The following is a 25,115-nucleotide window of genomic DNA, read 5'->3' as shown; positions in this document are numbered from 1 at the left end:
TACTTCTTACCCTATCGCACCGCAGGTGACAACCGTAGAGTGCACTTGGAGGATTGCGGCCCGTTGGAGAGCATTCCCGATGCTGTGCAATCACCGTCAACCTCCAAGCCAACACGCTCGCGCTGGGCAAGCACTTGTCCTCTTGGCGCTCACCCTCTTTGTGCTGCTCGGCTTCAGTGCCCTGGCAGTCGACGTCGCCTTTGCCTATGCCGAGCGACGCCTGCTCCAAAATGCCGTCGACGCGGCTGCTCTTGCCGGCGCTCGCGCACTCTACGCTGGCCAAACTGACGGCCAAGCCGTCGCTGCGGCACAAGGCGCCTTCGAACAGAATCTCCTCGCCAATCACGATCCAGACGAGGGACTCACACCGACGGAATTCCGCGTTGAGGTGAATACCGCGACCCGTTCGGTGCGGGTCACCGCACGTGCCAATATCGAGCGCTTCTTCCTCAGTGCCTTCTCCTCCAACCCCTGGAGTACCACTGTCCAGGCCGCTGCTCGCGTTGGTCAACAGCCGACCGACTATGCATTCCTCGTCCTTGAACACGACAACCCGAACGCGGTGAACCTCATCGGGAACGTGGGGGTACGGATCGTAGGCGGAAGCGCGATGTCGAACGGTGGTATGCGCTGTGTCGGCAATGGAACCTTCCAAGCCGATGGCACCGTCGACGCCGCACTTTCATTCTCACAGACCGGCAACTGCCGTTTCCTGGCCGGACAGGGCGTGCGTTCCGGCCTTACACCAGTCGACGACCCGCTCGCGACGATGCCCGAGCCTCCGCGGCCGACCGTCCCCTCAGCTCCTGGTGGGGCGGCAGCGAATTGCACGACCTCCGGCAACATGATGACCTGCCCACCGGGACGCTACAGCAACACCGTGAGCTACAGCGGCAACGGGTCGCTCATCTTCCCCGGCGGAACCTATCAGTTCGACCGACAGGTCTTGTACACTGGCAACGGCTCCGTCTCACTCGGTCCTGGTTTCTATTACTTCCGCAACGGCTTCTCGGTCGGTGGCAACGCGACAGTCACACTGGCACCCGGAACCTATGTCTTCGAAAGTAGCTCGTTCGCCATCGGCGGAAATGTTCGGCTCGTCTTGCAAGGACAACCAACCAGCTGTTCTGGCTCTGGGCAAGAGTTCCGTCTTCTCTTCCGGAATAGTTCCTTTGCCGTCCAGGGGAACTTTGGCCTCCAGAATGTCCTCCCATGTGATGTCCTCGTCTATTTGGACAACTCGGACTTCGCCCTGACGGGCAACACCGATTCGGTCATCCCGCCCGGCCTCTACTACTTTGACGGTGGAACCTTGCGCCTCCAAGGCAACCAGACGGTGACCGGCCAAGACGTTCTGTTCTTCTTCGGTCCCGGTTCAGCCTTCAACGTGGTTGGAAATACTCGATATGTTCTCAGCGGCGTCACTGATCCTGCGAAACTTCCCTATCCCAATATGCAACCCGGCCTTGTCATCTTCCAAGCCCGTGGCAATTCTCACACCTTACGCATGGTCGGGAATAGCGGAGCACAAGTCAACGGCATCCTTTACCTCCCCAACGGAACACTCGAACTCAGCGGCAACGCGTCTGGTACCTGGGCTCGGGGACAGCTGATCGTCTATCGCTTTGCGACGAACGGGAATACAAACATCCGCGTGGAACGAGTGGAGCATGTCATGATCACTCGCCCAGCCGTCTGGCTCATCGAATAGCCTCTTGCTCCTGGTCTTAGGCCACCTACGTGGGTACGAACGACTCTACCCACCGCACGCCACGCAGCCGATCCTTTTCTCTGCATGGGCATGCGCGAGAGGGCTTCCGCTGTGGCACGAGACCGCGCCCCAGGGCAAGCTGGCCAATCACTGGTCGAGTTCACCCTCGGCCTTCTGGTGTTGTTGCTCGTCCTCGCTGCAGTCATTGACTATGGGCGTCTGCTCTACGCCGGCATCGCCCTGACGAATGTGGCACGTGAGGGGGCCCACTATGGCTCGCTCTCCACGGCCAATGCCACCGATACCGCCGGTATCCAGGTCGCCGCCCTAGCCGAGTACCAGGCGACCGGACTTCCGCTCCTCTTCGGTAGCCAGCCCGTGGTGACCTCAAGCGTGATCTACCAGAACGGAAAGCCAGAGGCCGTCCGGGTCACCGCCAGCCTGTCCACCCGGACGCTCCTTCCAGTACCACTCCCACTGACTGGCGAACGACTTGCCGACCAACTCGTCATTCGCCGAACCGCCGAGATGAGGGTACTCCCATGATGCGCCGCGTTGTTCGAACCGGTCAAAATCTCGTCGAGTTCGCAATCGTTGCGCCGGTGCTCTTCTTGTTCATCTTCGGCATGATGGAGTCCGGCTGGGCCTTCTATGTATATAGCGAACTCACCAATGCCGCTCGCGAAGGAGCACGCTACGCCGCTGTCCACGGCCAACTTTGTGCCCAACACCCGCCGTGCCAGATGGCGACAACGAGCAGCGTTCGTGGTCACGTCATGCGACGACTCTCTATCCCAAACGCCGAGCGTGTCACCATAACGCTCCAGGGCTCACTGGCACCTGGTGAGCGGGTTACAGTGGAACTCAGTTATCCCTTCCGACCCCTGGTCGGCTTCGCATTCCCCGCAGGAAGTATCACTCTGCGCGCAAGCAGCACGATGATCGTCCATTACTAGGGGGCCACCGATGCGCCATCAGCTGCCGGCACAAGTGCTACCACTCCTCGCGCTCCTGCTCGTCCCTCTCCTTGGTTTCGCTGCGCTCGGCACTGATGCAGCGTACCTCTATAGCCAACGCCGCCTCACACAGAACGCCGTGGATGCCGCCGCACTCGCCGGCGCCCGCGAGCTCCTAAAACGCACTGCAACTGATCCCCAGGTGACACAGGTCGCTACGACCTACGCAACAGCCAACGGCTTCCCCGGGCCGATCCCTCCGGACGCAATATCCGTCCAGCGACCCGACACAGTCCGCGTTCGTCTTGACCGCAGTGTCCCGCTTTTCTTCCTCCCGGTGCTTGGCACCGATACCTTGCGTGTCAGCGCTCGTGCCACCGCACGCATCACCCAGGCGCCCGGGGAATACGCGCTCCTTGCACTCGAGGATCTCATCACCGATCCTGGCATCTATGCCAACGGCACCACTGACATCTCTGTCCGGGGGCGCGGTCCCAGCGGTCGCGGTGCCAGCGTCCGCTCGAATGCGGCAATCGACACCCGCGGTACAGTCACCTTCATTGTCGATGGTTGCATCGATGCAGCAGGGACGATCAACCAAAACGGCACCTGGCAATACGACTGTCTGAACGCCGAACTTGGTGATTACGTCCCCGATCCCCTCGCCGGACGCGTTCGTCCACCCTCGCTGAACGACGTCCACTATGAGTACCGCCGAACATGCGAGAACTACGCCGGACCCCTTGTCTGTCGACCACTCCCGCTGTGCGCAGAGACCGTGGTGCTTGGTCCCGGGCTCTACCGCAACTTGGAGTTACCGCGGGATCTTCCTCGCGGACAGGGTGGTGGGCCTTGTACACAAGCCCGCATTATCCGCTTTGTTCGCGAGAGCACCCCAACGGGATCGGCCCCAGTCGCACTCCTGGATGGGACGCGGCTCGAGCTCGGGAATACCAATACGCGACTCGAAAGCCAAGGCGTTATGCTCTACGTGACTGGTTCCGGCGGCATCATCGATCCGAAAAACGGCGAGCTACACCTCAAAGCGCCCGAAAACGCACCGTACGCCGGGGGGCTCGCCGGTCTTGCCGTGTGGATCGCTAATTGCTCGATCTTCGATAGCCAGGGCAACGGCGAGTTTTTCGTCCGCGGTCTTTTCTATGCTCCATGCTCTCGGGTTACCATGCACGGCAATCCGTATGGAACCGCCGTTCAAGGTCAGGTGATCGTCAAAGATCTCATCGTCAGGGGCACAGCAAACTTCATCGTGGACTACCAAAAGGTCACCGATACCTTCCGGAACACCGTTGTCCTTGTGCCGAACGCCCCAGACTCCGAGTGAGGACAATTCGGCTGAGTGCAATGCATCGTCCCCAAAGTATTCTCAGCGCCACACGGACTTACGCGGGCTCAACCGTCCGAGCCAGATCAGTTGTTCCTTCCAGAACACGAAACGGAGCGAGCACGAATCTTGCTCCGTCCGCTTTTTCTTTTGCCGGTCTACGTCACCCCTCAGCATTCTGCGGACACAGGGACCTAGTCCTCCTCGTCCTCCTCTTTTTCTTCTTGCCCCTCTCTCAATCGCGCGATGAAGTCATCGATTGGGATGGCTGGCATTGTCATCAGCTTGACGGTTCCCCGTGCACCGAGCTCCACTGAGACCCGCGCGATGGTCTCGTTGTCCGGCGCTTCCACAATGTTGACGAAGTCGTACGGCCCGAGCACGGCCCACTGGTGCAACACTTTCACCCCGAACCGTTCAACCTCCGCATTCACTTCCTTGATCCGTTCAGGGTGCTTGTGCAACGTCTCCATCCCGTCGTCGGTCAGACTGCTCAACATCACATAGATTGGCATCCGCAGTACCCTCCCTTCACGAGCTTAGCGCCCGCACACGTTCCGGCCAGTAGATCCCAATCAAAGCGCTGCCGCGCACCGGAAGTTCGACGGTCACAAACTCCCCCTCCCTCCAGAGCTCTTCACGCAACGCACGCGTACCCTCACTCGCCATCCCTTCTGCGATCACCGCTGCGCCTGGCCGCAACTTTCCCTTCACTGCCCTGAGGTAGTCCGCGTACCCAGAGCGTTCCGCCGCCAACCACATGACGTCGATCGGACCCGCCACCGTGCGGATCGTCTGGTGCGCGTCCCCCTCCAGGATTTGCACGCGCTCCGCCAGCCCGAGTGCGTCCAGTCGTTCCATGACACGCTCAATTGTCTCACTTTTCCACTCGAGCGCCACCAAGCGGCCTCCGGTGCGCTCCAGTGCATCGGCAATCCATGCCGTGACCACGCCAGGCCCGATCCCGACCTCCAGCACGAGCTGCGCACGCACCGCGAGCACAATCACCCGTGCGAGCTGCGCAAGCAGCAACCAACCATCCCCCGCCTCCCGAGCGAGTTGCCCGAGCTCCTGTTGCCTCGCACTCCCCATCCCATTATCCTGGCAGTCACACGTCCCCGATGGAAAGCAACCTCATCATACCGCACGTCGCGCAATGGTGCGAGCCCTACCACACAACGCCTCGAGTGGCCGGCTCGCCTCACACGAGGCAAGAACGTCTTTCAGCGGTGGATAGGTCATGCCAGCCGGCGCGGCGCAGGACACCACCTGCTCCTCCGAAGGTACTCCTGCTCCTCCAGCAGTGATTGCGCTCTGCATACATCCAGATCTCTGGTATGTTCGTTGAGCGAAACCTCCACGGTTCATAGAGCGCTCTCCAGCCGCCTGACCGCAGGAGAGGCAAGGGCTTTGCGGTTAGCCGCACCACCATCTGGCACCAGCATAATCGCTCGACACTGCTGTGCGGCACAGTCGCTTTGGACTCGCAAACAACACCCAACCCGATCGAACGAGTGCTTCCCCAAAGAACGGTTCGCCTCTGTTCACCATGGTGGCAAATGCCTCTTTCGGTCGACCCCTCTGCCGAGTACCCTGGTACCGGGAGGCAGGCTACTGGCCGTAGAGGATGCAGGCGAATGCTGACGCTAAGCCAACGACTCGATGAACTCCCGCTGAGCCGGGAACATTGGCGGATCGTCCTGCTGAGTGGGCTTGGTTGGATGTTCGATGCGATGGACGTGGGGCTGGTCGCCTTCGTCCTGGTGAGCCTCGGACGGGACTGGGATCTTTCACGCCCCCAGCTTGGTCTCGTTGCGAGTGCCGGATTCCTGGGTATGTTCCTTGGCGCCCTCTTTGCCGGACGCCTCGCGGATCGCTACGGTCGCCGCACCCTCTTTCTCGCCAACTTGCTACTCTATAGCTTGGGCACCTTCCTTAGCGCGCTCTCCTGGGACTTCTCCTCACTGCTCCTCTTCCGCTTCCTCACCGGCATCGGCCTCGGCGGTGAGCTCCCGGTTGCAGCGGCATTGGTGAGCGAGTTCGCTCCAGCCCGCCACCGTGGTCGTCTTCTGGTCATTCTCGAGAGTTTCTGGGCCTACGGTTGGATTCTCGCCGCGATTGTCGGGCTCCTTGTCGCTCCGCAGCTCCCTTCCTGGGGTTGGCGTGTCGCCTTTCTGATCGGCGCCTTACCGGCACTCAGCGCTGTGTATCTCCGCCGTCGTCTCCCGGAGTCACCGCGGTACCTCGATATTGTGGGACGTCATGAGGAGGCACTTGCTGTTCTGCGCGCGTTTGAGCGCGCTGCCGGCGTCACTCCGGCCCCCGTCGCCACGACACCAGTTCCGCAGCGCCCCTCTTTCCTGGAGCAATTCAGTCTGCTCTGGAGCCGCCCGCTCCTGCGCCGGACTCTCATGCTCTGGATCCTGTGGTTCGGCATCGTCTTCGCCTACTATGGCGTCTTCACTTGGCTCCCCTCGCTCCTCGTCGAACGCGGTCTCACGGTGGCCCGGAGCTTCTCCTACGTCTTCATCACCACGCTCGCGCAGATCCCTGGCTACTTTTCTGCCGCCTACCTCGTCGATCGCTGGGGACGCAAGCCCACGCTCGTCGCCTATCTCCTCGGTTCTGCGCTGGCCTCTTGGTTGCTCGGCAACGCCGGTACTGCCCCAATCCTCGTTCTCTGGGGCTGTCTCCTTTCGTTTTTCAATCTCGGCGCTTGGGGGGTCGTCTACACCTATACGCCGGAACTCTACCCAACCACGCTCCGCGGCTTTGGTTCTGGTGCAGCCGCGAGCTTTGGTCGTATCGCTGGGATCATTGCTCCCTACCTCACTCCGTGGCTCCTGAGCAACGGTGGACTCTCCCAACCCGCAGTGTTCGCGCTCTTCATGGCAGTATTCTTCGTCATCGCGGGGAATGTCCTGCTCCTCGGCGAAGAGACGCGTGGACGCCCACTGGAACACCTCTCCCCCACTACCGCCCCAACCCGAACATAATTGCGCGCACCTTCACCGTCCCCGGAGGAATTTGACCGAGGGAAGACCGTCCTCGTCCAGAGAAGCCAGTAAAGCACGGAGGATGGCGCCCGGAAACCCCGGTCCACGGTACACCAATCCTGTACACACTTGTACCAGATGCGCCCCAAGCCGCAGACGCTCGATCGCATCCTCTACGGTCATCACTCCGCCCACGCTCACGAGCAACAGGCGCTCCCCAGCGATCTCAGCCGCCCGCGTCAGGAGCTCCGCCGCCCGCCGACGCAGCGGCTTCCCGCTTAGCCCTCCAGGCAGGCGCTCCGCGCCGGGAGGACGGAGCAATGGGTCGGTACTCGTATTTCCCAGTATGAGTCCCGTCACGCCACACGCCTCAAGCAGCGCGATGAGGTCGACCAGTGCCGCAGGCTCGAGGTCAAGCGAGACCTTGACCAGGACCGGACGTAGCATCGCTCTACGCAATGACGCGAGCTGGCGGTTTGTCGCCTGAACCGCCTCCAACACCGGTTCCAAACGCTCAACCTCTTGCAATGTCCGCAATCCCGGCGTATTCGGCGAGCTGACATTCACGGTCACATAGTCCGCCACGTCCCACAGCGTGGCCAGCACTGCACAGTAGTCCTCCGTTGCTCGCTCCAGAGGCGTTGCAGCGTTCTTCCCCACGTTGATTCCGACTGGTCCGGGAAACCGTCGACTGGGAAGTCGCTCGCGCACGGCCGCTGCTCCAGCACTCGGAAAGCCCAACGCATTGACCAGCGCCTCCTGCTCAGGAAACCGCCAGAGCCGCGGCCGCGGGTTTCCGGGCTGCGGGCATGGCGTCACCGTACCCACTTCGACTGTCCCAAATCCGAGGGCAAACCACCCCGCCACCGCTACCCCGTTCTTGTCCAGCCCCGCCGCTAGCCCTAGCGGGTTTGGGAACGAGAGCGGCCCAAAGTCGACCCGCAGCCGCTCATCCACCGGTGCACCAGCCAGCCGACGAAGTAACCCCGGTCCCCCAGGAAGTCGCCCGACGACTCCGAGCCCTTCAATCGCCAAACCGTGCGCAAACTCGGGATCCAACCGAAACAGGAGCGGTCGGATTGCCCGCTCGTACCAGCTCACAACAGCCCCTCTCCACTCCTGCTTCCCACTCGCATGATGCTACCCTTGCGACCGGGCACAATGCTGCTCGGAAAAGGGAGACAGCACGTGCATCTCTGCCACGACCCGCTCAGTGACCGCCTCGTCCTTGCTCTTGACGTTCCCGATGCACCGTCGTCTTGCTCCTCGAGCAGTCCACTCGTCACTGTGCTCAGCGGCATCCTCGATGTCGCTGACGAAGGGCACATCCTCGGACTCGAACTCCCACTCGATCGGCTCCCAACCGACCTGCGCACGCTGCTCGCACCGCTCCTTGACACGAAGACCCTTTACCTGGAACTGGAGGGGCCACAGCAGCCACGCGTCGTTCGTTCGGTGCCCGTACCAGTCGAACTTCACTGGCGGTCTGAAGCACCTCGGCTCACGTTGTCCTTCCCTCGGCGGACGCGCGAGTATGAACTCCTTTATCCCTCTGGTACCACTTGAAGGCTTGTCCGACGCTCCGGTGGGGCATCGCCGCGGAGCTAACGCTGGCTACTGGCACCTGGAGCAAGCGGTATGCCACTCGTGCCGAGCGCTGTGCAACTGCCACAGCTGCTTGGGCGATGAAAAAGATCACCACGCCCCCTACCAGCGGATCCCCTTCGCTCCGTTGCCTGCATCAGCCGCTGCCGACCCAACACCGGACCATCGGAGGGCATCGAGTCGATCAGGTGTTCTCTCAACCACTGGATCGCTCTCGTCGACGCAAGATGATGCACCAGCGCACCCCGCAGTCAGGACTCGCTCATGCACCACACACCTGTCCACCACTGTCACCTTACCGGCAGCGCCCTCTCACTGCCACCATCCCTATCATCCTAGTGCGCGCCTTCCACCCCGTTCTGCGCTCCGCCATCACGCTCTGCCCCCGTCTTGCTCCAGCGTGCTCCAGGTGCACTGCCCGCGCAAACCACGCAGGGTACAAGCGCCCGCAGCGCACCGAGCCTCTCCCTGGCTCCGCTGACCGTCGGGCGACCACCCTGTTGAGAAACAACAGATTTTGCGGACACTGAGGGTACCACGCACCCGCAGCCGTTCAGAGGACTTTTCGTGAAAACGATACGGTATCTTCAGAGCCACAGCGAGCCAAAGCACGTGCCGGCGTGCTCTGAGGCCGCAAGGATACCTACTCCCCAGGCAGAGACCCTTCAACTTCTACCGTCCAGTCAGAGTCCCCAGCCCGCACACCTACCTCATCCAAGTGCCGCAAGAGGTCAGCCGGATCGTCATACACCCGATACGCTCCCGACTCAAGCAGCTCCCCAGCTCCGTACCCTCCGGACAGTAAGCCGACACTCAGCGCCCGCGCCCGGCGCGCAGCCAGCATGTCCCACACGCTGTCGCCCACCACCACCGCCTCAGCAATGTCAACACGCAGGAGCTCCGCTGCAGCCAAGAAAAGATCCGGATCCGGCTTGGCATGCCGCACGTGATCACGCGTTACCAGGGGGATCCGCTCTGCGTCGAGCCCAAGCACCGCCACCGTCTTGCGCGCACTCTCGAGCCGACCGCTCGTCGCAATTGCCCACGGAATACCCATCCGCGTCAATTCCTCGAGCAGCTCCCGCGCTCCTGGCAACGGTCGCACCTGGCCGAGCAGCCTCGCGTAGGTCTCAGCATGCACCTGTTGCACTCGACGAATTTCCTCAGGGGTCACTGCTCGCCCAGTCTCACGCAACAGGCCAGCCAGGAAGAGGCCACCGCTCATCCCGATCCGTCGGTGAATCCGCCATATCGAAAGCTCAATCCCGATCGCTTCCAGCGCCTCTCGCCAGGCGACGACATGCTGATAGACCGAATCGACCAGCGTCCCATCAAGATCAAAGAGGAACGCCATTCGGCGGTCGCCCGTCATCCTACTCACCCCTTCAAACAGATAATCGGGCGTAGTCGGGCGACACGCGCCACAATCCCGGCGTTGCACATCACGTCGACCACATGCTCCACATCCTTATAAGCGCCGGGAGCCTCCTCGCTGATCGATGCCTTGCCGTGCGCCCGCACGATGATCCCTTGCTTGCGCAGCTGCTCCACGATCCGTTCGGCCGGGTACTGGCGCTTTGCCTGCCGACGAGACTTGGCGCGTCCTGCCCCGTGGAGTGCCGTCCCAAACGTCTCCCGCATTCCCTGATCGGTTCCCACCAGGATATAGCTCGCCGTCCCCATTGTCCCCCCAACCAGCACCGGCTGCCCCACCGCCCGGTACCGTTCTGGGAGTTCTGGCCGTCCCGGGCCGAACGCGCGCGTTGATCCCTTGCGGTGCACAAGGAGGCGACGTCGCTCCCCATCAACCTCGTGCACTTCCCACTTCACCGTGTTGTGCGCCACCTCGTAGAGTGTCTCGATCGCGGTCTCCGCGACCCGCAACGCCTTCCAGAACGCTTGGCGTACCAGGTGTGTCAGTACCTGCCGGTTAGCGAACGCGCAGTTGGCCCCAGCCATGACGGCTCGAAAGTACTGCTGCCCCTCCGGACTCTCGATCGGCGCGCAGACGAGCTCGCGATCGGGCACCTCGATCCCGTACTTCCGTGTCGCCTTCTCTAAGAACGGCAAATAGTCCGTCCCTATCTGGTGCCCAAGTGCCCGGCTCCCTGTATGGAGCATGATCACGATCTGCCCAAGTTCCAGCCCGAACGCTTCAGCTGCCCGTGCATTGTAGATCTGGTCGACAACTTGCACCTCAACATAGTGGTTCCCAGAACCGAGCGTCCCGACCTGTGCCATCTGTCGCTGCTTTGCCGTATGGCTCACCACCGAAGGATCGGCATCGCTCAGCTGCCCATGCTCTTCAATGTACTCGAGATCCTCTTCTCGACCGTAACCAAGATGCACCGCATAGCGCGCCCCTTCACGCAGCACTCGGTCAATCTCCTTCGCGGACAGCTTCAATTCCCCTGTACTCCCCAGCCCTGCCGGGATCACCTCGTACATTGTGTCGGCCAGCTTCTCTTCTTTCCCAGCCAGGTCGCTCCGTGTCAGATGCGTCCGCAGGCAACGCACACCGCAGTTGATGTCAAAGCCGACGCCGGCGACGCTGATCACTCCACCTGCTTTGGGATCGAACGCCGCCACTCCACCAATCGGGAACCCGTAGCCGGGATGGACATCGGCCATCGCGAGGGCTGCCTTCACGATCCCCGGAAGGCAGGCGACATTCTCCAGTTGTCGGATCGCGTTCCATTCTTCGGAGCTCTGGTTCTCCAGAAGCTCGCGTAATGAACGCTCGTCAAGATAAAGACGAGCTGGTACCCGCATCTTCCCGTGCGGCGGAATTTCAAAGAGATACTCGTGAATCTTCCGCACATTCAAGGCTGTGCTCATTGTTATCCCTCCCTGTATTCGCTGCCAGCGATCCGCAGTCACAGATCCAGGACACAGCGGAGTCGCCAGCCCGTATCAGTCTGCTCAGCGAGGAGTCCACCGTAGGTCGCTGCCTTGACCTCGATCTCGACCGCATGGCGTTCTAGGTCAATCGGCTCGCCGTAGAGCGTACCTTCGGCCACCCAGTGATCATCGACACGGTCGAGCCGAGTCAGCTCGAAATCACGGAAGAACATCCCATGGAGGTCGACCGCGGCCAGCACGGCGTTCAGAAGTGCGACATAGAGAGCCCCAGGGTCGTCGCCACTCGCCTGCACCGGCACCGCCTCTCGCGGCTCCACCGTCTCAGGATCGACAAGGAGAGCGAGGAGTCCTTGCACCCCGTCACGAAGAGCCTCCTCCAAACGTTCCCCGGTTGCTTCAAGCCCGATATCGGCTTCATGATCCAGATAGACGTACGGCATCCTACTCCCCCGTACTCCGAGCCACAGTCATCGAGGGTGCTGAGCCCCCGCCGCATTCTGCGCATCGGTCTCCCACCATACACCGACAGGCTCAGGGTATACGCCCCTTGCATTCCTGTCAAGCAAACGCCTCGTCAATGACTCATCCCTTCACATGGTGGTTCTACGGTCCAGCATGTGATTCCCGTGCATCCACCCCGCCGCAGTCGTGCCTCCTGGCACCCGTGGGGCGACCAGGCTGCTACACCCCGCAGCCCCCTCAGCCGGACCACCGCGACACCGTGCGCAGACCGCACACCCCATGCACTATACTTGCGCTCGCCCAAAACGCACCCGTCTGTCCCCGGGTGGGAGGGGTGATCGCGATGCGCCTTATTGGAACGCTTAGAGGCACCCTTTCCCCTGTGGTGTTTCTCCTCTCCGGCACAGCTGTTGCCGTGACGCTGACCCTCAATCGAGTTGTCTTCGAAGGTCTCCCACATACCGAGGACGAGGTCGCTTTCCTTTTCCAGGCCGCAACACTCGCTCGTGGCTACCTGGTCGCTCCCGCACCACCCCTGCCAGAAGCTTTCTGGATTCCGTTTGTCCTCGTCCGCGATGGAATGTGGTTCGGGAAATACCCACCCGGCTATCCGCTTGTGCTTGCTCTTGGTGTGCTCGTGGGTTACCCACCGCTCGTGAACGCACTCGCCGCGGCGTTCTCCGTTTTGCTCATCGTCGCACTAGCACATCGGATCTACGATCAAACCACCGGTCTCCTTGCTGGGACGCTTCTCGTGGTGTCCCCCTTCTTCCTGCTCCAGGCAGCGTCCTTCATGGCGCACACGGTGTGCCTGGCCTTGACGCTCCTCTTTGTCTTTTCCTTCGCCATCTCCCTTGAGCGACCGACCATACTGCGGGCCCTCCCTGGGGCACTCGCCCTCGGCCTGCTCGTCCTGGCCCGTCCACTCACTGCGCTCGGCGTGACCGTTCCCTTTATCTTGTGGGCCGCATGGCGCTTCTGGCGGGTTCCAGCGTGGCGCCCGGTCGGTCTCTTCTTTGCCGCTGGTGGACTTCTCGGCTCGGCTGCACTGCTTGCCTACAATCAGTACACAACTGGCAATTCCCTGACCTTCGGATACGAACTTTGGTGGCCCTTTGACAAGGTCGGTTTTGGTCCTGGCACCGGTCCCGGCCAAGGACACACGCTCGATAGCGGCATACTGAACACCCGCTTTAACCTCCGGCTGTTGGAGGAGGTCCTTTTCGGGTGGCCAGGTCGATTCGATTTTTTCCCGGCTTTGCTTGCCATCGCCGTCGCCCTCCTCCGGCTCACCGCGTACCGGCTGCACCTCGTGCCCATACGCCGAGTCCGTCTCGGTGAGACGGTCTGGGACCTGCTACTCACCGCTCAGGTCTGCTCGTTGATCAGCGTTCACATCGCCTACTGGACTGCTGGACAGATGTATGGCCCGCGGTACTACTACGAGGCACTTGGGGCGATCGTCCTGCTGTCTGCTCGTGGACTCTCCCAGATTGTCACCGCGGCGCACTGGGTCTGGCGCTTCCTCACGCTACGGTCTGAGCTCCCCGCGGCCGTCGAAGTCCTGGGAGTCCTCGCCTTTGTTGGGCTCATGCTGTGGAGCATCTTCGGGACTGCTCTCCCCTGGTGGCAGAGCTATCGCGGTTGGTATGACATCCACGCTGAACCCGCTCGGAGTGTCGCAGCGCAGGTGTCCTCCCGAGCGCTCGTCCTGCTCCCAGTCACTCACTGGACCCAATACGCCCCATTCTTTGTCCGCAATAGCCCACTCCTCGACTCGCCGGTCCTCTACGCCCACGACCTCGGCCCGCGCAACGCGGAACTCGCGGCTGCCTTTCCGGACCGCCGAATCTACCGGCTTATCGATCGCCAGCTTGTTCCGTACGTCGCAGCTCCTAGCCCGCCCTCAGCTGGAACCGGCGCCCCGTGACGCATCGCCTCGCCCGGTTGGGCTATCGATCCGATAGGCACTCGGATCCGGCTTGTACGGCCGCAGCATCCAAAGCGGGCGCCTGAGCCCCCCGGGGCCCGGAGCTGGGCGTGTCATCGCCAGCCACCGCCGATACACTGCCATCGACTTCCTGGTGTCGACGACCACATCGCCATACCGGTCATCCGGCCCGGCCCTCACAATCCGCACCTTCTGATGCCAGCAGTGCTGCCCGCTTATTGGATCTGGCTGCACCGGGAACGTGAGATTCTGGTGCACACCAGCATCGCTCCAGAACACCAGCTGCGAATCCGGATCCTCGCTCGCAAACGGCCGCACCCCATGTTGCTGTCGCAACCGATACCTTCCGTCCGGAAGCCGCTCGATGCTCACGAGTGCCGTGGTCCAGCGCTCACCCCCCGTTCCCTCAGCCAGCCGCCACCGCCCCAAATGATGGGAGCAGGCTGCAACTCCGGGACGAATCGCCTCAGTCACCCAGACACGGTCGACAAAGTAACCGATCTCCGTCTCCACGCGCACCAGATCGCCCGTTCGCACACCAATCCGCTCGGCATCACTGGGATGGAGCCAAAGCGGATTAGAATGAGTGAGCTCGTTCAGCCACTTTGCATTCCCTGAGCGCGTATGGATGAGCGTCGGCACGCGGAAATTTGGGAGAAGAACCATCTCCCCCTTGGATCGATCGATCTGCGAGGGAGCGACATGACTCTCAATCGTGCAGGGAATCGCATACTCCGGCCAGCCCCACTCATAGAGTGTCCGTGAGAAGAACTCGAGCTTCCCGGACGGCGTTGGGAATCCCCGCTTCGGCTCACCGTCCACCATCACACCTGCCCAGCGCCCGTGTGGTCCAGGGGGCTCCGCTGGGACTGGCACCATGTTCGGGTTGTGTGGTACCGGTGCGGTCGTCCAGATCCGTCCCGTCTCGGGATCGACCCAAGACTGCGCAAGCTCCTCCTCCGGAACCGGATCCTCATACTGCCGGAAGGGTTGCTTCCAGAGCTCGAATGCCCCGTACCGTCGCATGTACTGCATCGGCGTCAACCCCTCCGCCGCAGCCGCCTCCGGTAACCCAGGGATCGAGTGCTCGAACATCCACTGGTAGTACTCGTCAACCGTGATCTTCTGCCCCGGCCGATAGGGCGACTCATAAAACTGCCGGATTCCCAGCGAACCATCCGGGTCGACCCGCCAGGAGAGCTCCATCCAGAACTCGTTCTCTTCCCAGACTTCACCAGGGTTCGCCTCATACGTGAACTGTACCGGTTGCCCAAGCTTCTCGCGAGCCACCCGTACTACCGGCTGACGAAAACCGATCCAGCACGCCGTATGCGTCTCATAGGAGTGCGTATCGTGCCGTTCCGGTCCGTGTCCCATCGGCAGCACGTAGTCGGCGTACCACGCTGTCTCGCTCCACGTTGGCGTCAGTGCAGCATGCAGCTCGATCAAAGTCTCGTCCTGAAGCACTTCGATCCAGGTGAATCCGTCTGGGTTCGTCCAGACCGGGTTGTAAACCCGCGTGAAGTAGACAGCCAGCTTCCCGCGCCCCTCCTTAAGGAAGTGCGGCAGCAGAAAGCTCATCTCATGATGAGCGAGCGGATACTCTTTCGGCCATGTCAACTCGTTCCAGACCTTCTGACGCGGCGGTTCTTTGAATGGTCTCGGTACAAACTTGTCCCAGATGTTTGGTTGTGTCCCACCAGGTGTTCCCACACTCCCGGTAAGCACGTTCAGAAAGAAAAGCGCCCGCGGAACCGTCCAACCGCCGAGATGTGCGGCCGCCGCCGCCCGCCAGTTATGCGTGGAGATCGCCGGTGCTGCCCGCGCCAGCTCCCGCGCGAGCTCCACAATGGTAGCCGCCGGGAGCCCGCTGACTTGCTCTGCGGCCTCCGGAGTATACCGCGCGTAGATGTCCTTAAGCCGCGCGACAAACTCATCAAATGTCACCGGGCACCCTGGATGTACCACACGCAGATACTCATCCCAGTTTGTCCAGCGCCGCACAAACTCCCGATCGAACCAATCCTCCTGGATGAGCACGTTGGCGATCGCCAACAGCACAAACGCCTCGGTACCCGGCGCTGCCGGCAGCCAGTAGTCAGCCATCGCTGCCGTGTTCGAGAGGCGCGGATCCATCACCGCCAGCTTCGCCCCGCGTTGCTTCCCCTCCATGATCCGCTGGGCATGGGGATTGAAGTAGTGTCCGCTCTCGAGATGGGAGCTCACTAGGAAGATGAACCGCGCGTTCGCATGATCCGGCGACGGCCGGTCAGCGCCCATCCAGACCGCGTAGCCGAATCGCCCACCCGAGGAACAGACATTGGTATGCGAGTTGTGCCCGTCCACTCCCCACGACCACAGCACCCGCTCCATGAAGCCATCCTCGCCAGGCCGTCCCACGTGGTACATCACCTCATTGTGCCGACCTTCCAGGAACGCCTGGCGCATCCGCCCGGCGATGTCGTCCAACACTACGTCCCAGCTCACTCGCTCCCACTTCCCGGAACCGCGCGGCCCGACACGGCGGAGTGGATAGAGGATCCGCTCCGGATCCTTCACTTGGTTGATCGTCGCCGGCCCTTTGGCACAGTTCCGCCCGCGGCTCCCCGGATGCAAGGGGTGCCCCTCCAGCTTCCGGATGTCCAACGTCTCTTTATCGACGTACGCCAAAAGTCCACAGGCTGCTTCACAGTTGAAACAGACGGTAGGAATCAGAAAGTACCGCCGTGTTCGGCCATCCGGTCCGCGTTCTTCCCAATCGTCCCAACGCTCCGGTGGTGGGTAACTCGCGAGTCCGCTCGTCCGCTCCGGTACAAACGGCTCACGCACCGTCCGTGCCTGCGGTCGCACCACCGTCGTCCCACTCGCCTTCTGCTGCATCGCCGTCACCCCCTAACTGAGCGGGACGTCCTGCCCAGCGCTCACCCAAACCCGCTCGTAACTCCAGAGCCCGATCAACGCTGCTATTGCTGCAAGGACGCTCCACTCTGCAAGCGCCCCGCTCACCCAGCCGACCGCCAGCGCCACCAGCGGTACCGCCACCCCGATGCCCAACCCAACCAGCAGGAGTTCCCGACGGTACGGTCCGTGCGTCAACAGTTCCACCGTCTTCGCCACATGCAAGTTGGGATGTGGGGAGAGTAGCTCGCTGGTCACCAATACCACCAGCACCACCATCCCTCCGACCAGCACGATCGCCAGCCAGCCGGCTTCCCCGAACGACGCACCGCCCAACGCACCCAGCAACAACAAGCTCGCTGCACCTGCCACTGCCGCTTGCGCCAAGAGCACCGGAAGCAAAAGCGGACTCTGCCAGAAGTCCCGTCCCTCCGCTTGCCCAAAAAGGAACGCAGTGTAACCCGCCGCTGCGATCCCGACTGGAAGTCCAAACCAGCGTAGCAAACTCTCAAAGGTGCTCATTCCCAGCAAAGCCGTTACAGCCCACCCAAAGGCCAGCACTCCAAACAACAGCAGGATGTACCCACCCCAGACCAACCATGAAGTTGGGTTCGGCTTCACCAGCAGGTACCAGAAGCGTTCCGGTCGCTTCAGATCCCAGATCAGGAGCAGCGCTGTGAGCGTCACGAAAATGAGTCCGACCAACGGTGCACCAAGCTGGAAGACCGGCCGTTCGTTGAGCGCACCCAGAGCGAGCAGTGGACCAGCCACTGCAAGAGCTCCGCTCGCCACCGACTTCGTCCAGAGATAGCTCGCGACCTTCCACCCCCACGGCTTGGGATGCCACACATCGTAGGCCACCCGCGCATCGGCAGGCCCCGGGAGGAACTCCGTTCCCCGCACTGCCTCACCAGGACGGCCATCGGGGCGCACCTCCGCCCACAAGTACCCGTTCTCCCGTGTTTGGACCTCTGGCGTGAGGTTCCCCTCGTCAGCACCCAGATAGAACAGTTTGGGTCGCGTCCCTTGTTCGGGTTTCCGCACACTCACGGGCTCCCGCGCCACCAGCTGGTGGATCTCACTTGTGGGGTCATCGAGATCACCTGCGATAATCGCCTTCTCCGGGCACACAACGACACATGCCGGCAGCAGCCCTTGATCGACTCGATGGCTGCAGTAGTTGCACTTCGCCGCCGTATGGGTAATTGGATCAATGTAGATCGCATCGTACGGGCACGCCTGCATGCAGGATTTGCAGCCAATACAGCGCGACTGGTCGAAGTCCACAATTCCATCCGGACGACGGAAGAGTGCCTTCGTCGGACAAATGGTGATGCAGGGGGCATCATCACAGTGATTGCAGCGCAGCACCGTGAAGGACCGTCGCGTGTACGGGAACGTCCCTTTTTCGACATACTTCACCCACGTGCGGTAGACTCCGAGCGGCACCAAGTTCTCCGACTTACAGGCCACGGTGCAGGCATGACAACCGATGCACTTGCGTTGGTCAATCAGGAATCCGTACCGCACCGCGGCACCCCCTCTTCACCGTCCACCGCGCACGACCGCCTTCAGCACCCGAGCCAGCTGTTGTGGTGATGGGGGCGACCCGTCTAGGAAGCATCGCTCGAGCATCGCCTGCACGAGCTCCACACATAAGCTGTCAGCTGCCGCCCGCATCGCCGTGAGCTGCTGGACAACGTCAAGACACTCTCGCCCTTCTTCAATCATCCGGGCAATTCCACGAGCCTGCCCTTCGATCCGCCGTAAGCGCTCGATCAGCTCCGTCCGCGTCACTTCGTCCAGCTGCGCGACCGAAGTCATCTTCGCACCTCACCCTGCGCCGTACTCTACCGGGGTACAGCTACACTGTACTGCGTCCTGGCCACCAAGTCAATCCCCCATCGTTGCGGGAAAGCAAGCCTTTCCTGCTCAACGACCTTCCCACCTGGTCTGGCTGAGCTTCCACAACACGTCTCGCACACCAGGCTCGAGCGAGCCCGTCTAGGCTCTTGTCCATGGGAGACCTGTCCGATCTGTGTGGCACCTGAACCCCCGCTGATGGCTACCATTTGGTATTCCCGGCGCTCGAGTTGCCTGCAGAGCCTCCCTGACATGGCGGGCCACCTGCTCCAGCGCACCAGCCGCCGTACTCAGGTTTTTGCACACTGGAGATGATCAAGTTCTCGCCTGGCCCTCTTCCCAGGCAAAATGCTCCCGCATTTCTTGGGCTCGGCGGCAGTTCAAAGTTCAAGACACACCCAGCACAAGCGAGTCCTGCCAAACTCAGAGCACGTGGACAGAGACAAGGATGACCTGCCGAAGGCTCGTCCAAAGGGAGCGCACCAGACCGGCTCAGGCTCCTCCCTCCTACGACGATAGTCACAGGAGATTTGGACGCGCCTTTCCTCACGCTGCAAAGCGAGGCGCTGCCTTACCCTCCGACCAGTCGAATCCCATCACGCGCCACGCGCAGCACGACCAGCCGAGGTACGCCAGAGAGCTCACTCCCAGGACAGCACCGTGCACAAGGGGGTGTCTTGACTGCTCCGCCGATCTTGTGCGAGAATGACCTCACACGGACGCCGGTCCGGCATGTCCGGGTTTCTGTTGTTTCGGTCAGCTTGAGGAGGAGGACCGATGCGACGTCCGATACGCTCGTTCACAGTGCTTCTGCTGCTGTTGGCCTTCGTGCTTGCCGCCTGTCAGCGAGCCCAGCCGACCCCGACCCCGGCACCAGCGGCACAACCTAGTCCAACCCCGGCAGCTGCGGCGTCGCCTACTCCGGCCGCACAGCCGACACCGCAAGCCCAGGTAACAAAGCCAACTGACCCAATCGGTGTCCTCGAAATCAAGCCGGGTGAACCAATCGTTCTGGCATGGATGTTGACAGTGTCCGGCGGCACCGCCCAGTTGGGTGAGGACTCAAAGAGGGGCATTGAGATCGCCATCGAAGACCTTGGTGGTGAACTCCTCGGTCACAAGATCGAACTCGTCGGCGAGGACTCCGGCTGCAATCCCGAGGGCGGACAGGCAGCGGCAACCCGCCTGGCTGCAAACCCACGCATCGTCGCGATCGTCGGCTCGTCCTGCTCCTCAGAGGCCCGCGTTGGTGCGCCGATCATTGACCAGGCTGGCCTCGTGATGGTCTCACCGTCCAACACCGCTCCAGACCTCACCGATCCCGCAAAGCACGTCGACGCGTACCTCCGCGTCGCGCACAATGACAAGGTCCAGGGGCGCGTCGCCGCTGAGTTCGTGGTGAATAAGCTCGGGCTCAAGCGCGTGGCCACCATCCACGATGGGAGCCTCTACGCTGAGCAGCTGGCCAATGTCTTTGCCGAGAATGTCCAGAAGCTCGGCGGTACTGTGGTCGCCCAGGAAGCGGTGAGCCCGGAAGATACCGACATGCGCCCGGTGCTTACCCGCATCGCGACGCAGCAGCCTGAACTCATCTACTACCCGATCTTCAACCCCGCAGGCTCGTACATCACACTCCAGGCCAAGGAGATTAGCGGCCTTGAGAATGTCAAACTCATGAGTGCCGACGGTCTCCTTGAGCCACAGACGGTTCAGAACGCTGGCCAGGCTGCTGTGGGACTCTATCTGAGCGGCCCGGACCTCACAGTACTCGGCCCCAAGTATCAGGAGTTCGTCCAGAAGTACCAGCAGAAGTACGGTACCAAGCCGGTCGCTGGCTTCCACGCTCACGCATATGACGCGACCATGATGATTGTGGAAGCCATCAAGAAGGTCGCCGTCCAAGCACCAGACGGTACGCTGTATATCCCACGCAAGGCATTGCGTGAGGCGCTCTACCAGACGAAGAACTTCTCTGGGCTGACCGGGAACCTCACCTGTGACCAGTATGGCGACTGCGCCGACCCGAAGATTGCGGTCTATGAGGTCTTCAGCACGGACACCGCTGGTTGGCCGGACAGTGCAATCCGCAAGATCTATCCATGACCCGTTTTCGCGCGACTGCCGGGTCGGGAGACTCCCGACCCGGCAGTCTTCCTAAAGAGAACGGTCTCATGACGAGGAGCGTGCAGTGACGATCGCTGCGCCGCATCGATTTACTGGAGGTCGTCGGATCGATATCTCTCAGTTGATCGTCTGGACGATCGGCGGGATCCTGCTTGCCATTGTGCTTCTCGGTTCCATCCTCACCCTTCGCGCCGGTCACTATACTGCCGCCCAGTGGCGTGATTTTGTCGTCTTCGGCATCGCTCAAGGTGCCATCTATGCGCTCATCGCCCTCGGGTACACAATGGTCTATGGCGTTCTCCGCATGATCAACTTCGCCCACGGCGAAGTCTTCATGAGCGGTGCTATGACCACGTTTTTTCTCGCTGACTATCTCAACCGCAGTGGCTTCCTTAAGGCCCATCCCTGGATCAGCCTTGTCGCGATGCTTCTCTTCAGTGGCTTGGTCTCAATGACCGTGGCGGTTCTTGTCGAGCGGATCGCCTACCGGCCGCTCCGCGGCGCACCACGCCTCGTCCCCCTCATCACTGCAGTCGGAGCCTCATTCTTCCTGCAGTACACCTTCCGCGGCCTCTTCGGCTCGGGCGTCCGTGCCTACCCGGCGATCCCTGTCCTCCAGGGAAAGCTCTGGGTCTTCCAAAAGACACAGATCGCTGTCTTTGTTGGCGTCTTGATCACTCTCGCTCTGCTTGTGCTTTTCCTTCAGCGAACGCGTGCTGGTCTCGCGATCCGTGCCGTCGCCGAGGATCGGGAAGCAGCAGCCCTGATGGGCGTTGACGTGGACCGCGCCATTGTCACGACTTTCGCCGTCGGCGGCTTTATGGCTGGTATTGCTGGCGTCCTCTACGCGCTCGTCTTCGTCCAAGTTCAGTTCTTCATGGGCTTCCTCCCTGGAATCAAGGCCTTCACCGCCGCGGTACTCGGCGGCATCGGCAATCTCCCCGGCGCCGCTGTTGGTGGCCTCGTGCTTGGCGTTATCGAGTCGATTGGACCAAGCCTCTTCTTCGATGGATACGGGATTCGTGCTGCGCACCAGCTCAAGGACGTTATCGCCTTCACGATCCTCGTACTCATCCTCATCTTTCGCCCAACCGGTCTTCTGGGCGAACGGCTGGGTGGAGAGGAACGCGTATGATCGTCCACGCAGCGCGTCGTGCCATCTTCATCGGCCTTGTCGCTGGTATCGCCGGGTGGCACCTCAGCCTAGTCGGACTCATTCCCGCCTTCGCTCAGCGACGTCTGGTCGGTGACGCGCTGACCTTTAGCTACGCGCTGCTTGTTGCGCTCCTCGCCCTGGCAGCCTACGCCACCGGTCGACGATATCCTGGAGCGGTTCAACGGATTCCCTGGGGTATTCTTAGTGCACTCCTCTCAAGTCTCATGCTCTTCCTGCTTGCCCTCTTGGTCACTCATCTTAATCTGCGCCAGATCCTCTTGAACGCCACCCCTGAACTCGCTCGTGTCCTGACCTTTGGTGGCGGTGCGAGTGGTGCAGGCCTTGTACGCCTTCTGCTCATCGGTCTCCTCGCTGGCCTCTTCGCCGGTGGACTGAGTGCGCTCCCACGCCCGTGGGGACGCGTGATCGTCTCAGCTGCTCTGATGACGCTGCTCCTTGGCCTCCTGCGGGATGTCCTTGGTCCACTCTTGCCGCAGGTCGTCACATCCTTCCTGTATGGAACAGCTGGACTCTCACTCGCCGGTGCTCTTGTCACTTTCCTCCTGGCTGCTGTTCTGTTCACCTTGCGCTGGTCCCTACGCGCCAAAGCTGTAACTGCCCGCGCCACGGCCGCGGTCCCAGCCACGCTCCGGCAACCAGTCACTCAGGCACTCCTGCTCCTGATCCTTGCCAGTGTCCCGCTCTGGGCAGGACTCTTCTTGAGCAATGTTGCCGACTTCGTCGGCTTTTACATCCTGATGGGGCTCGGCCTAAACCTCGTTCTCGGTTTCGCTGGCCTTCTCGACCTTGGCTACGTCGCCTTCTTTGCTGTCGGCGCCTACACAATGGCCGTCCTCACGTCACCGGAAGTCGGCCAGCGGTTCACGCTCGATTTCTGGATCGCACTCCCCATCGCCATCGTCACTACCGTGTTGGCAGGGCTCCTCGTCGGACTGCCTGTCCTGCGCATGCGTGGCGATTACCTGGCTATCGCAACACTCGGCTTCGGCGAAATCGTCCGGCTCCTTGTCCTTTCCGACTGGCTCAAGCCATACCTGGGTGGTGCGCAGGGTGTTACGCGCATCGGCCGACCGTCTATCGCCTCTTGGCGTATCGACTCCCCACAAGAGTTCTATCTTCTCGTTCTTCTCTCTTGTCTCTTCGCCTGGTTCCTTTCAGTCCGCCTCCGCGATTCCCGTCTGGGACGCTCCTGGTTCGCCATTCGGGAAGACGAGCATGTCGCCCAGGCCATGGGTATTAACCGTGTCACGGCAAAACTCTCGGCGTTTGCCATCGGCGCGTCGTTCGGTGGTCTCTCCGGTGCTCTCTTTGCCTCCCTCGTGGGCTCGGTCGTTCCGGCCAGCTTCTCACTGCTCGTGAGCATCAACGTTGTCGCGGTTCTCGTCCTCGGCGGTATGGGGAGCTTGCCAGGTGTCGTCGTTGGTGCTCTTGCCCTCGTCGGCCTTCCGGAGCTCCTGCGTGAATTCCAGGAGTACCGCCTCCTAGTCTATGGCATCGTCCTGATCGCTATGATGCTCTTCCGTCCGGCTGGCCTCCTCCCGGAGCGCATCCATCGCCGCGAGCTCGAAGAGGCCGTCGAGGAGGCACGGGAGATTGCTCCCGCTGAAATCGCCACCGGGCGCGGATAGGAGATCGCACCGATGGCCCTGCTGGAAACATTCCACCTTACGAAGCGCTTCGGCGGTCTCGTCGCTCTCCGCGACGTTGACCTCGTTGTGCAGGAGCGCGCCATTCACAGTGTGATCGGCCCCAACGGTGCCGGGAAGACGACGCTCTTCAACTGCATCACCGGCTTCCTCGTTCCCGACGCGGGCGATATCCGCTTCTCCGGAACCTCGATCACCGGGCTCCGGCCGGATCTCGTCGCACGCCTCGGCATCGCTCGTACCTACCAGAATATCCGACTCTTCCGGCACCTTTCCGTCCTCGATAACGTTCTCATCGGTCTCCACCCGCATATCAACTATTCGCTGCTCGATGCAATCCTCAGAACATCTCGCTACCGCCGCGCCGAGCGCACAGCCGAACGTGAGGCTCGAGAACTTCTCGCCTTCGTCGGGCTCACCGGCAAGGAATTCTTCACAGCGGTCAATCTCCCTTATGGCGATCAACGCCGCCTCGAGATCGCACGCGCTCTCGCCCTTCGGCCCAAGCTGCTTCTTCTCGATGAACCGACCGCTGGAATGAACCCCCACGAGACAGAGGAGATGATCCGTCTCATCCGTCGACTGCGCGACGAGCGCGGCATCACCATCTTGTTGATCGAGCACGACATGAAGGTCGTCATGAACATCAGCGACGTCGTCACTGTTCTCGACTTCGGTGAGAAGATCGCCGAGGGAACACCCGAAGAAGTTCGACGCAATCCACGGGTTATCGAGGCCTATCTCGGGCGTGGCGCCGCGAGTGGCCTCGGCCCCTCCACGCTACCGCTTCCGGGGGAGGCATAACGCATGTCGCTCCTCGAACTCCAACGTGTCCATGTTCACTACGGCCTCATCCAAGCGCTCAAGGGAATCTCCCTGACAGTCGAGCGAGGCGAGATCGTCACGCTTCTCGGTGCAAACGGTGCCGGCAAGACCTCCACACTTCGCGCCATCTCGGGTCTCGTTCGACCGTCGGCCGGTCGCATCCTCCTCGAGGGTACTGACCTCACCCATCGCAAACCCCACGAGATCGTCGAACTCGGGGTTGGGCACGTCCCAGAGGGGCGACGCATTTTCCCGCGTCTCAGCGTCGAAGACAATCTCCGGTTGGGTGCCTTTACGGTCCATGACCGCACTGAAATCGCCCGGCGCCAAGAGTACGTCTTCACGCTCTTTCCACGCCTCGCCGAGCGTCGTAAGCAACCGGGTGGCACACTTTCCGGCGGCGAGCAGCAGATGCTCGCCATCGGACGCGCCCTGATGATGCAGCCCCGCATCCTCCTCCTCGACGAGCCCTCAATGGGCCTGGCGCCCGTCCTGGTCGAGAGCATCTTCGAAGTCATCCAGCGCCTGAACCGCGATGGAACCACCATCTTGCTTGTCGAGCAGAACGCTCGTATGGCGCTCGAGATTGCCCACCGAGGCTACGTCCTGGAGACTGGCGAGATCGTCCTTGCCGGCTCAGCCGCCGAGCTCGCCCGCGATCCGCGCGTTCAGGCCGCGTATCTTGGTGCAGCCTGAG

At 61.7% G+C, this 25,115-nt stretch carries 21 protein-coding genes; 12 read left to right on the top strand and 9 right to left on the bottom strand.

All coding sequences use genetic code 11. The annotated features are described in order from the left end of the window. Nucleotides 1–79 precede the first annotated feature (79 nt). The 4 genes from NET03_RS08045 to NET03_RS08030 all read left to right on the top strand — a co-directional run bounded on the left by NET03_RS08045 (nt 80) and on the right by NET03_RS08030 (nt 4,009). Complete coding sequence (locus NET03_RS08045) at nt 80–1,711, top strand: pilus assembly protein TadG-related protein (RefSeq protein ID WP_252128395.1); 1,632 nt, start codon at nt 80–82, stop codon at nt 1,709–1,711. A gap of 111 nt (nt 1,712–1,822) precedes the next feature. Beyond that, nucleotides 1,823–2,257 (top strand): TadE/TadG family type IV pilus assembly protein, encoded by a 435-nt coding sequence (locus NET03_RS08040; RefSeq protein WP_252128394.1) that lies wholly within the window; start codon nt 1,823–1,825, stop codon nt 2,255–2,257. Beyond that, nucleotides 2,254–2,667 carry a TadE family protein gene (locus NET03_RS08035; protein WP_252128393.1) on the top strand — a complete coding sequence of 138 codons (414 nt, stop codon included), beginning with the start codon at nt 2,254–2,256 and terminating at the stop codon, nt 2,665–2,667. The genes NET03_RS08040 and NET03_RS08035 overlap by 4 nt, the downstream gene beginning before the upstream one ends. Before the next feature lie 10 nt (nt 2,668–2,677). Then, a complete protein-coding gene (locus tag NET03_RS08030) occupies nt 2,678–4,009 on the top strand; it encodes a pilus assembly protein TadG-related protein (RefSeq protein WP_252128392.1) in 1,332 nt (443 codons plus the stop codon). A gap of 194 nt (nt 4,010–4,203) precedes the next feature. Here NET03_RS08030 and NET03_RS08025 read toward each other — a convergent pair whose 3' ends face one another. Then, the gene (locus NET03_RS08025; RefSeq protein ID WP_252128391.1) at nt 4,204–4,524 is read right to left on the bottom strand and encodes a GYD domain-containing protein; all 321 of its coding nucleotides are present in this window, start codon (nt 4,522–4,524) and stop codon (nt 4,204–4,206) included. Nucleotides 4,525–4,540: 16 nt separating this feature from the next. After that, the gene (locus NET03_RS08020) at nt 4,541–5,101 is read right to left on the bottom strand and encodes an O-methyltransferase (RefSeq protein WP_252128390.1); all 561 of its coding nucleotides are present in this window, start codon (nt 5,099–5,101) and stop codon (nt 4,541–4,543) included. A 545-nt stretch (nt 5,102–5,646) separates the two neighbouring features. Between NET03_RS08020 and NET03_RS08015 the strand changes: the two genes are divergently transcribed. Then, nucleotides 5,647–7,005 carry an MFS transporter gene (locus NET03_RS08015; RefSeq protein WP_252128389.1) on the top strand — a complete coding sequence of 453 codons (1,359 nt, stop codon included), beginning with the start codon at nt 5,647–5,649 and terminating at the stop codon, nt 7,003–7,005. Nucleotides 7,006–7,017: 12 nt separating this feature from the next. On the opposite strand, the gene NET03_RS08010 is transcribed toward NET03_RS08015, so the two are convergent. Further along, complete coding sequence (locus tag NET03_RS08010) at nt 7,018–8,106, bottom strand: quinone-dependent dihydroorotate dehydrogenase (protein ID WP_252128388.1); 1,089 nt, start codon at nt 8,104–8,106, stop codon at nt 7,018–7,020. An 87-nt stretch (nt 8,107–8,193) separates the two neighbouring features. On the opposite strand from NET03_RS08010, the gene NET03_RS08005 reads away from it, so the two are divergent. Next, a complete protein-coding gene (locus tag NET03_RS08005; protein ID WP_252128387.1) occupies nt 8,194–8,571 on the top strand; it encodes a hypothetical protein in 378 nt (125 codons plus the stop codon). Nucleotides 8,572–9,253: 682 nt separating this feature from the next. Here the strand turns inward: NET03_RS08005 and NET03_RS08000 are convergent. The 3 genes from NET03_RS08000 to NET03_RS07990 are packed head-to-tail and all read right to left on the bottom strand — an operon-like array spanning nt 9,254 to nt 11,912. Next, on the bottom strand, nt 9,254–9,982 hold the full coding sequence (locus tag NET03_RS08000; protein ID WP_252128386.1) for an HAD family hydrolase: 729 nt from the start codon (nt 9,980–9,982) through the stop codon (nt 9,254–9,256). A gap of 5 nt (nt 9,983–9,987) precedes the next feature. Continuing rightward, nucleotides 9,988–11,448, bottom strand: a complete 1,461-nt coding sequence (locus NET03_RS07995; protein ID WP_252128385.1) for an RtcB family protein — start codon at nt 11,446–11,448, stop codon at nt 9,988–9,990. A 38-nt stretch (nt 11,449–11,486) separates the two neighbouring features. Beyond that, nucleotides 11,487–11,912: an archease gene (locus NET03_RS07990; RefSeq protein ID WP_252128384.1), complete on the bottom strand. Its 426-nt coding sequence runs from the start codon at nt 11,910–11,912 to the stop codon at nt 11,487–11,489. Between the two features lie 365 nt (nt 11,913–12,277). On the opposite strand from NET03_RS07990, the gene NET03_RS07985 reads away from it, so the two are divergent. Continuing rightward, nucleotides 12,278–13,864 (top strand): DUF7846 domain-containing protein, encoded by a 1,587-nt coding sequence (locus NET03_RS07985; protein WP_252128383.1) that lies wholly within the window; start codon nt 12,278–12,280, stop codon nt 13,862–13,864. Here the strand turns inward: NET03_RS07985 and NET03_RS07980 are convergent. Genes NET03_RS07980 through NET03_RS07970 form a run of 3 tightly spaced genes read right to left on the bottom strand, consistent with a single transcriptional unit; the run spans nt 13,841 to nt 18,607 of the window. After that, nucleotides 13,841–16,765, bottom strand: a complete 2,925-nt coding sequence (locus NET03_RS07980) for a molybdopterin dinucleotide binding domain-containing protein (RefSeq protein ID WP_252128382.1) — start codon at nt 16,763–16,765, stop codon at nt 13,841–13,843. The two genes, NET03_RS07985 and NET03_RS07980, sit on opposite strands and share 24 nt — an antisense overlap. 12 nt (nt 16,766–16,777) lie before the next feature. Further along, nucleotides 16,778–18,313, bottom strand: a complete 1,536-nt coding sequence (locus tag NET03_RS07975) for a 4Fe-4S dicluster domain-containing protein (RefSeq protein ID WP_252128381.1) — start codon at nt 18,311–18,313, stop codon at nt 16,778–16,780. A 15-nt stretch (nt 18,314–18,328) separates the two neighbouring features. Then, nucleotides 18,329–18,607 carry a metal-sensitive transcriptional regulator gene (locus tag NET03_RS07970; protein WP_252128380.1) on the bottom strand — a complete coding sequence of 93 codons (279 nt, stop codon included), beginning with the start codon at nt 18,605–18,607 and terminating at the stop codon, nt 18,329–18,331. 816 nt (nt 18,608–19,423) lie between these two features. Between NET03_RS07970 and NET03_RS07965 the strand changes: the two genes are divergently transcribed. The 5 genes from NET03_RS07965 (at nt 19,424) to NET03_RS07945 (ending at nt 25,114) form a co-directional block, all read left to right on the top strand. After that, nucleotides 19,424–20,749, top strand: a complete 1,326-nt coding sequence (locus NET03_RS07965; protein ID WP_252128379.1) for a branched-chain amino acid ABC transporter substrate-binding protein — start codon at nt 19,424–19,426, stop codon at nt 20,747–20,749. A gap of 85 nt (nt 20,750–20,834) precedes the next feature. Continuing rightward, on the top strand, nt 20,835–21,905 hold the full coding sequence (locus NET03_RS07960) for a branched-chain amino acid ABC transporter permease (RefSeq protein ID WP_252128378.1): 1,071 nt from the start codon (nt 20,835–20,837) through the stop codon (nt 21,903–21,905). Further along, nucleotides 21,902–23,575, top strand: a complete 1,674-nt coding sequence (locus tag NET03_RS07955) for a branched-chain amino acid ABC transporter permease (RefSeq protein WP_252128377.1) — start codon at nt 21,902–21,904, stop codon at nt 23,573–23,575. The genes NET03_RS07960 and NET03_RS07955 overlap by 4 nt, the downstream gene beginning before the upstream one ends. Before the next feature lie 12 nt (nt 23,576–23,587). Next, nucleotides 23,588–24,397: an ABC transporter ATP-binding protein gene (locus NET03_RS07950; protein ID WP_252128376.1), complete on the top strand. Its 810-nt coding sequence runs from the start codon at nt 23,588–23,590 to the stop codon at nt 24,395–24,397. Between the two features lie 3 nt (nt 24,398–24,400). Beyond that, nucleotides 24,401–25,114, top strand: coding sequence for an ABC transporter ATP-binding protein (locus tag NET03_RS07945; protein WP_252128375.1), 714 nt, complete (start codon nt 24,401–24,403; stop codon nt 25,112–25,114). The last annotated feature ends 1 nt before the right edge of the window (nt 25,115 follow it).

This window comes from Thermomicrobium sp. CFH 73360 (assembly GCF_023806465.1).
Taxonomy (GTDB): Bacteria; Chloroflexota; Chloroflexia; order Thermomicrobiales; family Thermomicrobiaceae; genus Thermomicrobium.
Note: the sequence above shows the minus strand (reverse complement) of the source record. Positions and strands in the feature narration are given on the sequence as shown.

Bases quoted from the DNA above. Each gene is read 5' to 3' on its own strand.
- NET03_RS08035 (WP_252128393.1), top strand. From the start codon at position 2,254: ATGATGCGCCGCGTTGTTCGAACCGGTCAAAATCTCGTCGAGTTCGCA.
- NET03_RS08030 (WP_252128392.1), top strand. From the start codon at position 2,678: ATGCGCCATCAGCTGCCGGCACAAGTGCTACCACTCCTCGCGCTCCTG.
- NET03_RS08025 (WP_252128391.1), bottom strand. From the start codon at position 4,524: ATGCCAATCTATGTGATGTTGAGCAGTCTGACCGACGACGGGATGGAG.
- NET03_RS07970 (WP_252128380.1), bottom strand. From the start codon at position 18,607: ATGACTTCGGTCGCGCAGCTGGACGAAGTGACGCGGACGGAGCTGATC.
- NET03_RS07985 (WP_252128383.1), top strand. From the start codon at position 12,278: ATGCGCCTTATTGGAACGCTTAGAGGCACCCTTTCCCCTGTGGTGTTT.
- NET03_RS08020 (WP_252128390.1), bottom strand. From the start codon at position 5,101: ATGGGGAGTGCGAGGCAACAGGAGCTCGGGCAACTCGCTCGGGAGGCG.
- NET03_RS07955 (WP_252128377.1), top strand. From the start codon at position 21,902: ATGATCGTCCACGCAGCGCGTCGTGCCATCTTCATCGGCCTTGTCGCT.
- NET03_RS07965 (WP_252128379.1), top strand. From the start codon at position 19,424: ATGCGACGTCCGATACGCTCGTTCACAGTGCTTCTGCTGCTGTTGGCC.
- NET03_RS08015 (WP_252128389.1), top strand. From the start codon at position 5,647: ATGCTGACGCTAAGCCAACGACTCGATGAACTCCCGCTGAGCCGGGAA.
- NET03_RS07980 (WP_252128382.1), bottom strand. From the start codon at position 16,765: ATGCAGCAGAAGGCGAGTGGGACGACGGTGGTGCGACCGCAGGCACGG.
- NET03_RS08045 (WP_252128395.1), top strand. From the start codon at position 80: ATGCTGTGCAATCACCGTCAACCTCCAAGCCAACACGCTCGCGCTGGG.
- NET03_RS08000 (WP_252128386.1), bottom strand. From the start codon at position 9,982: ATGACGGGCGACCGCCGAATGGCGTTCCTCTTTGATCTTGATGGGACG.
- NET03_RS07995 (WP_252128385.1), bottom strand. From the start codon at position 11,448: ATGAGCACAGCCTTGAATGTGCGGAAGATTCACGAGTATCTCTTTGAA.
- NET03_RS07945 (WP_252128375.1), top strand. From the start codon at position 24,401: ATGTCGCTCCTCGAACTCCAACGTGTCCATGTTCACTACGGCCTCATC.
- NET03_RS07950 (WP_252128376.1), top strand. From the start codon at position 23,588: ATGGCCCTGCTGGAAACATTCCACCTTACGAAGCGCTTCGGCGGTCTC.
- NET03_RS07990 (WP_252128384.1), bottom strand. From the start codon at position 11,912: ATGCCGTACGTCTATCTGGATCATGAAGCCGATATCGGGCTTGAAGCA.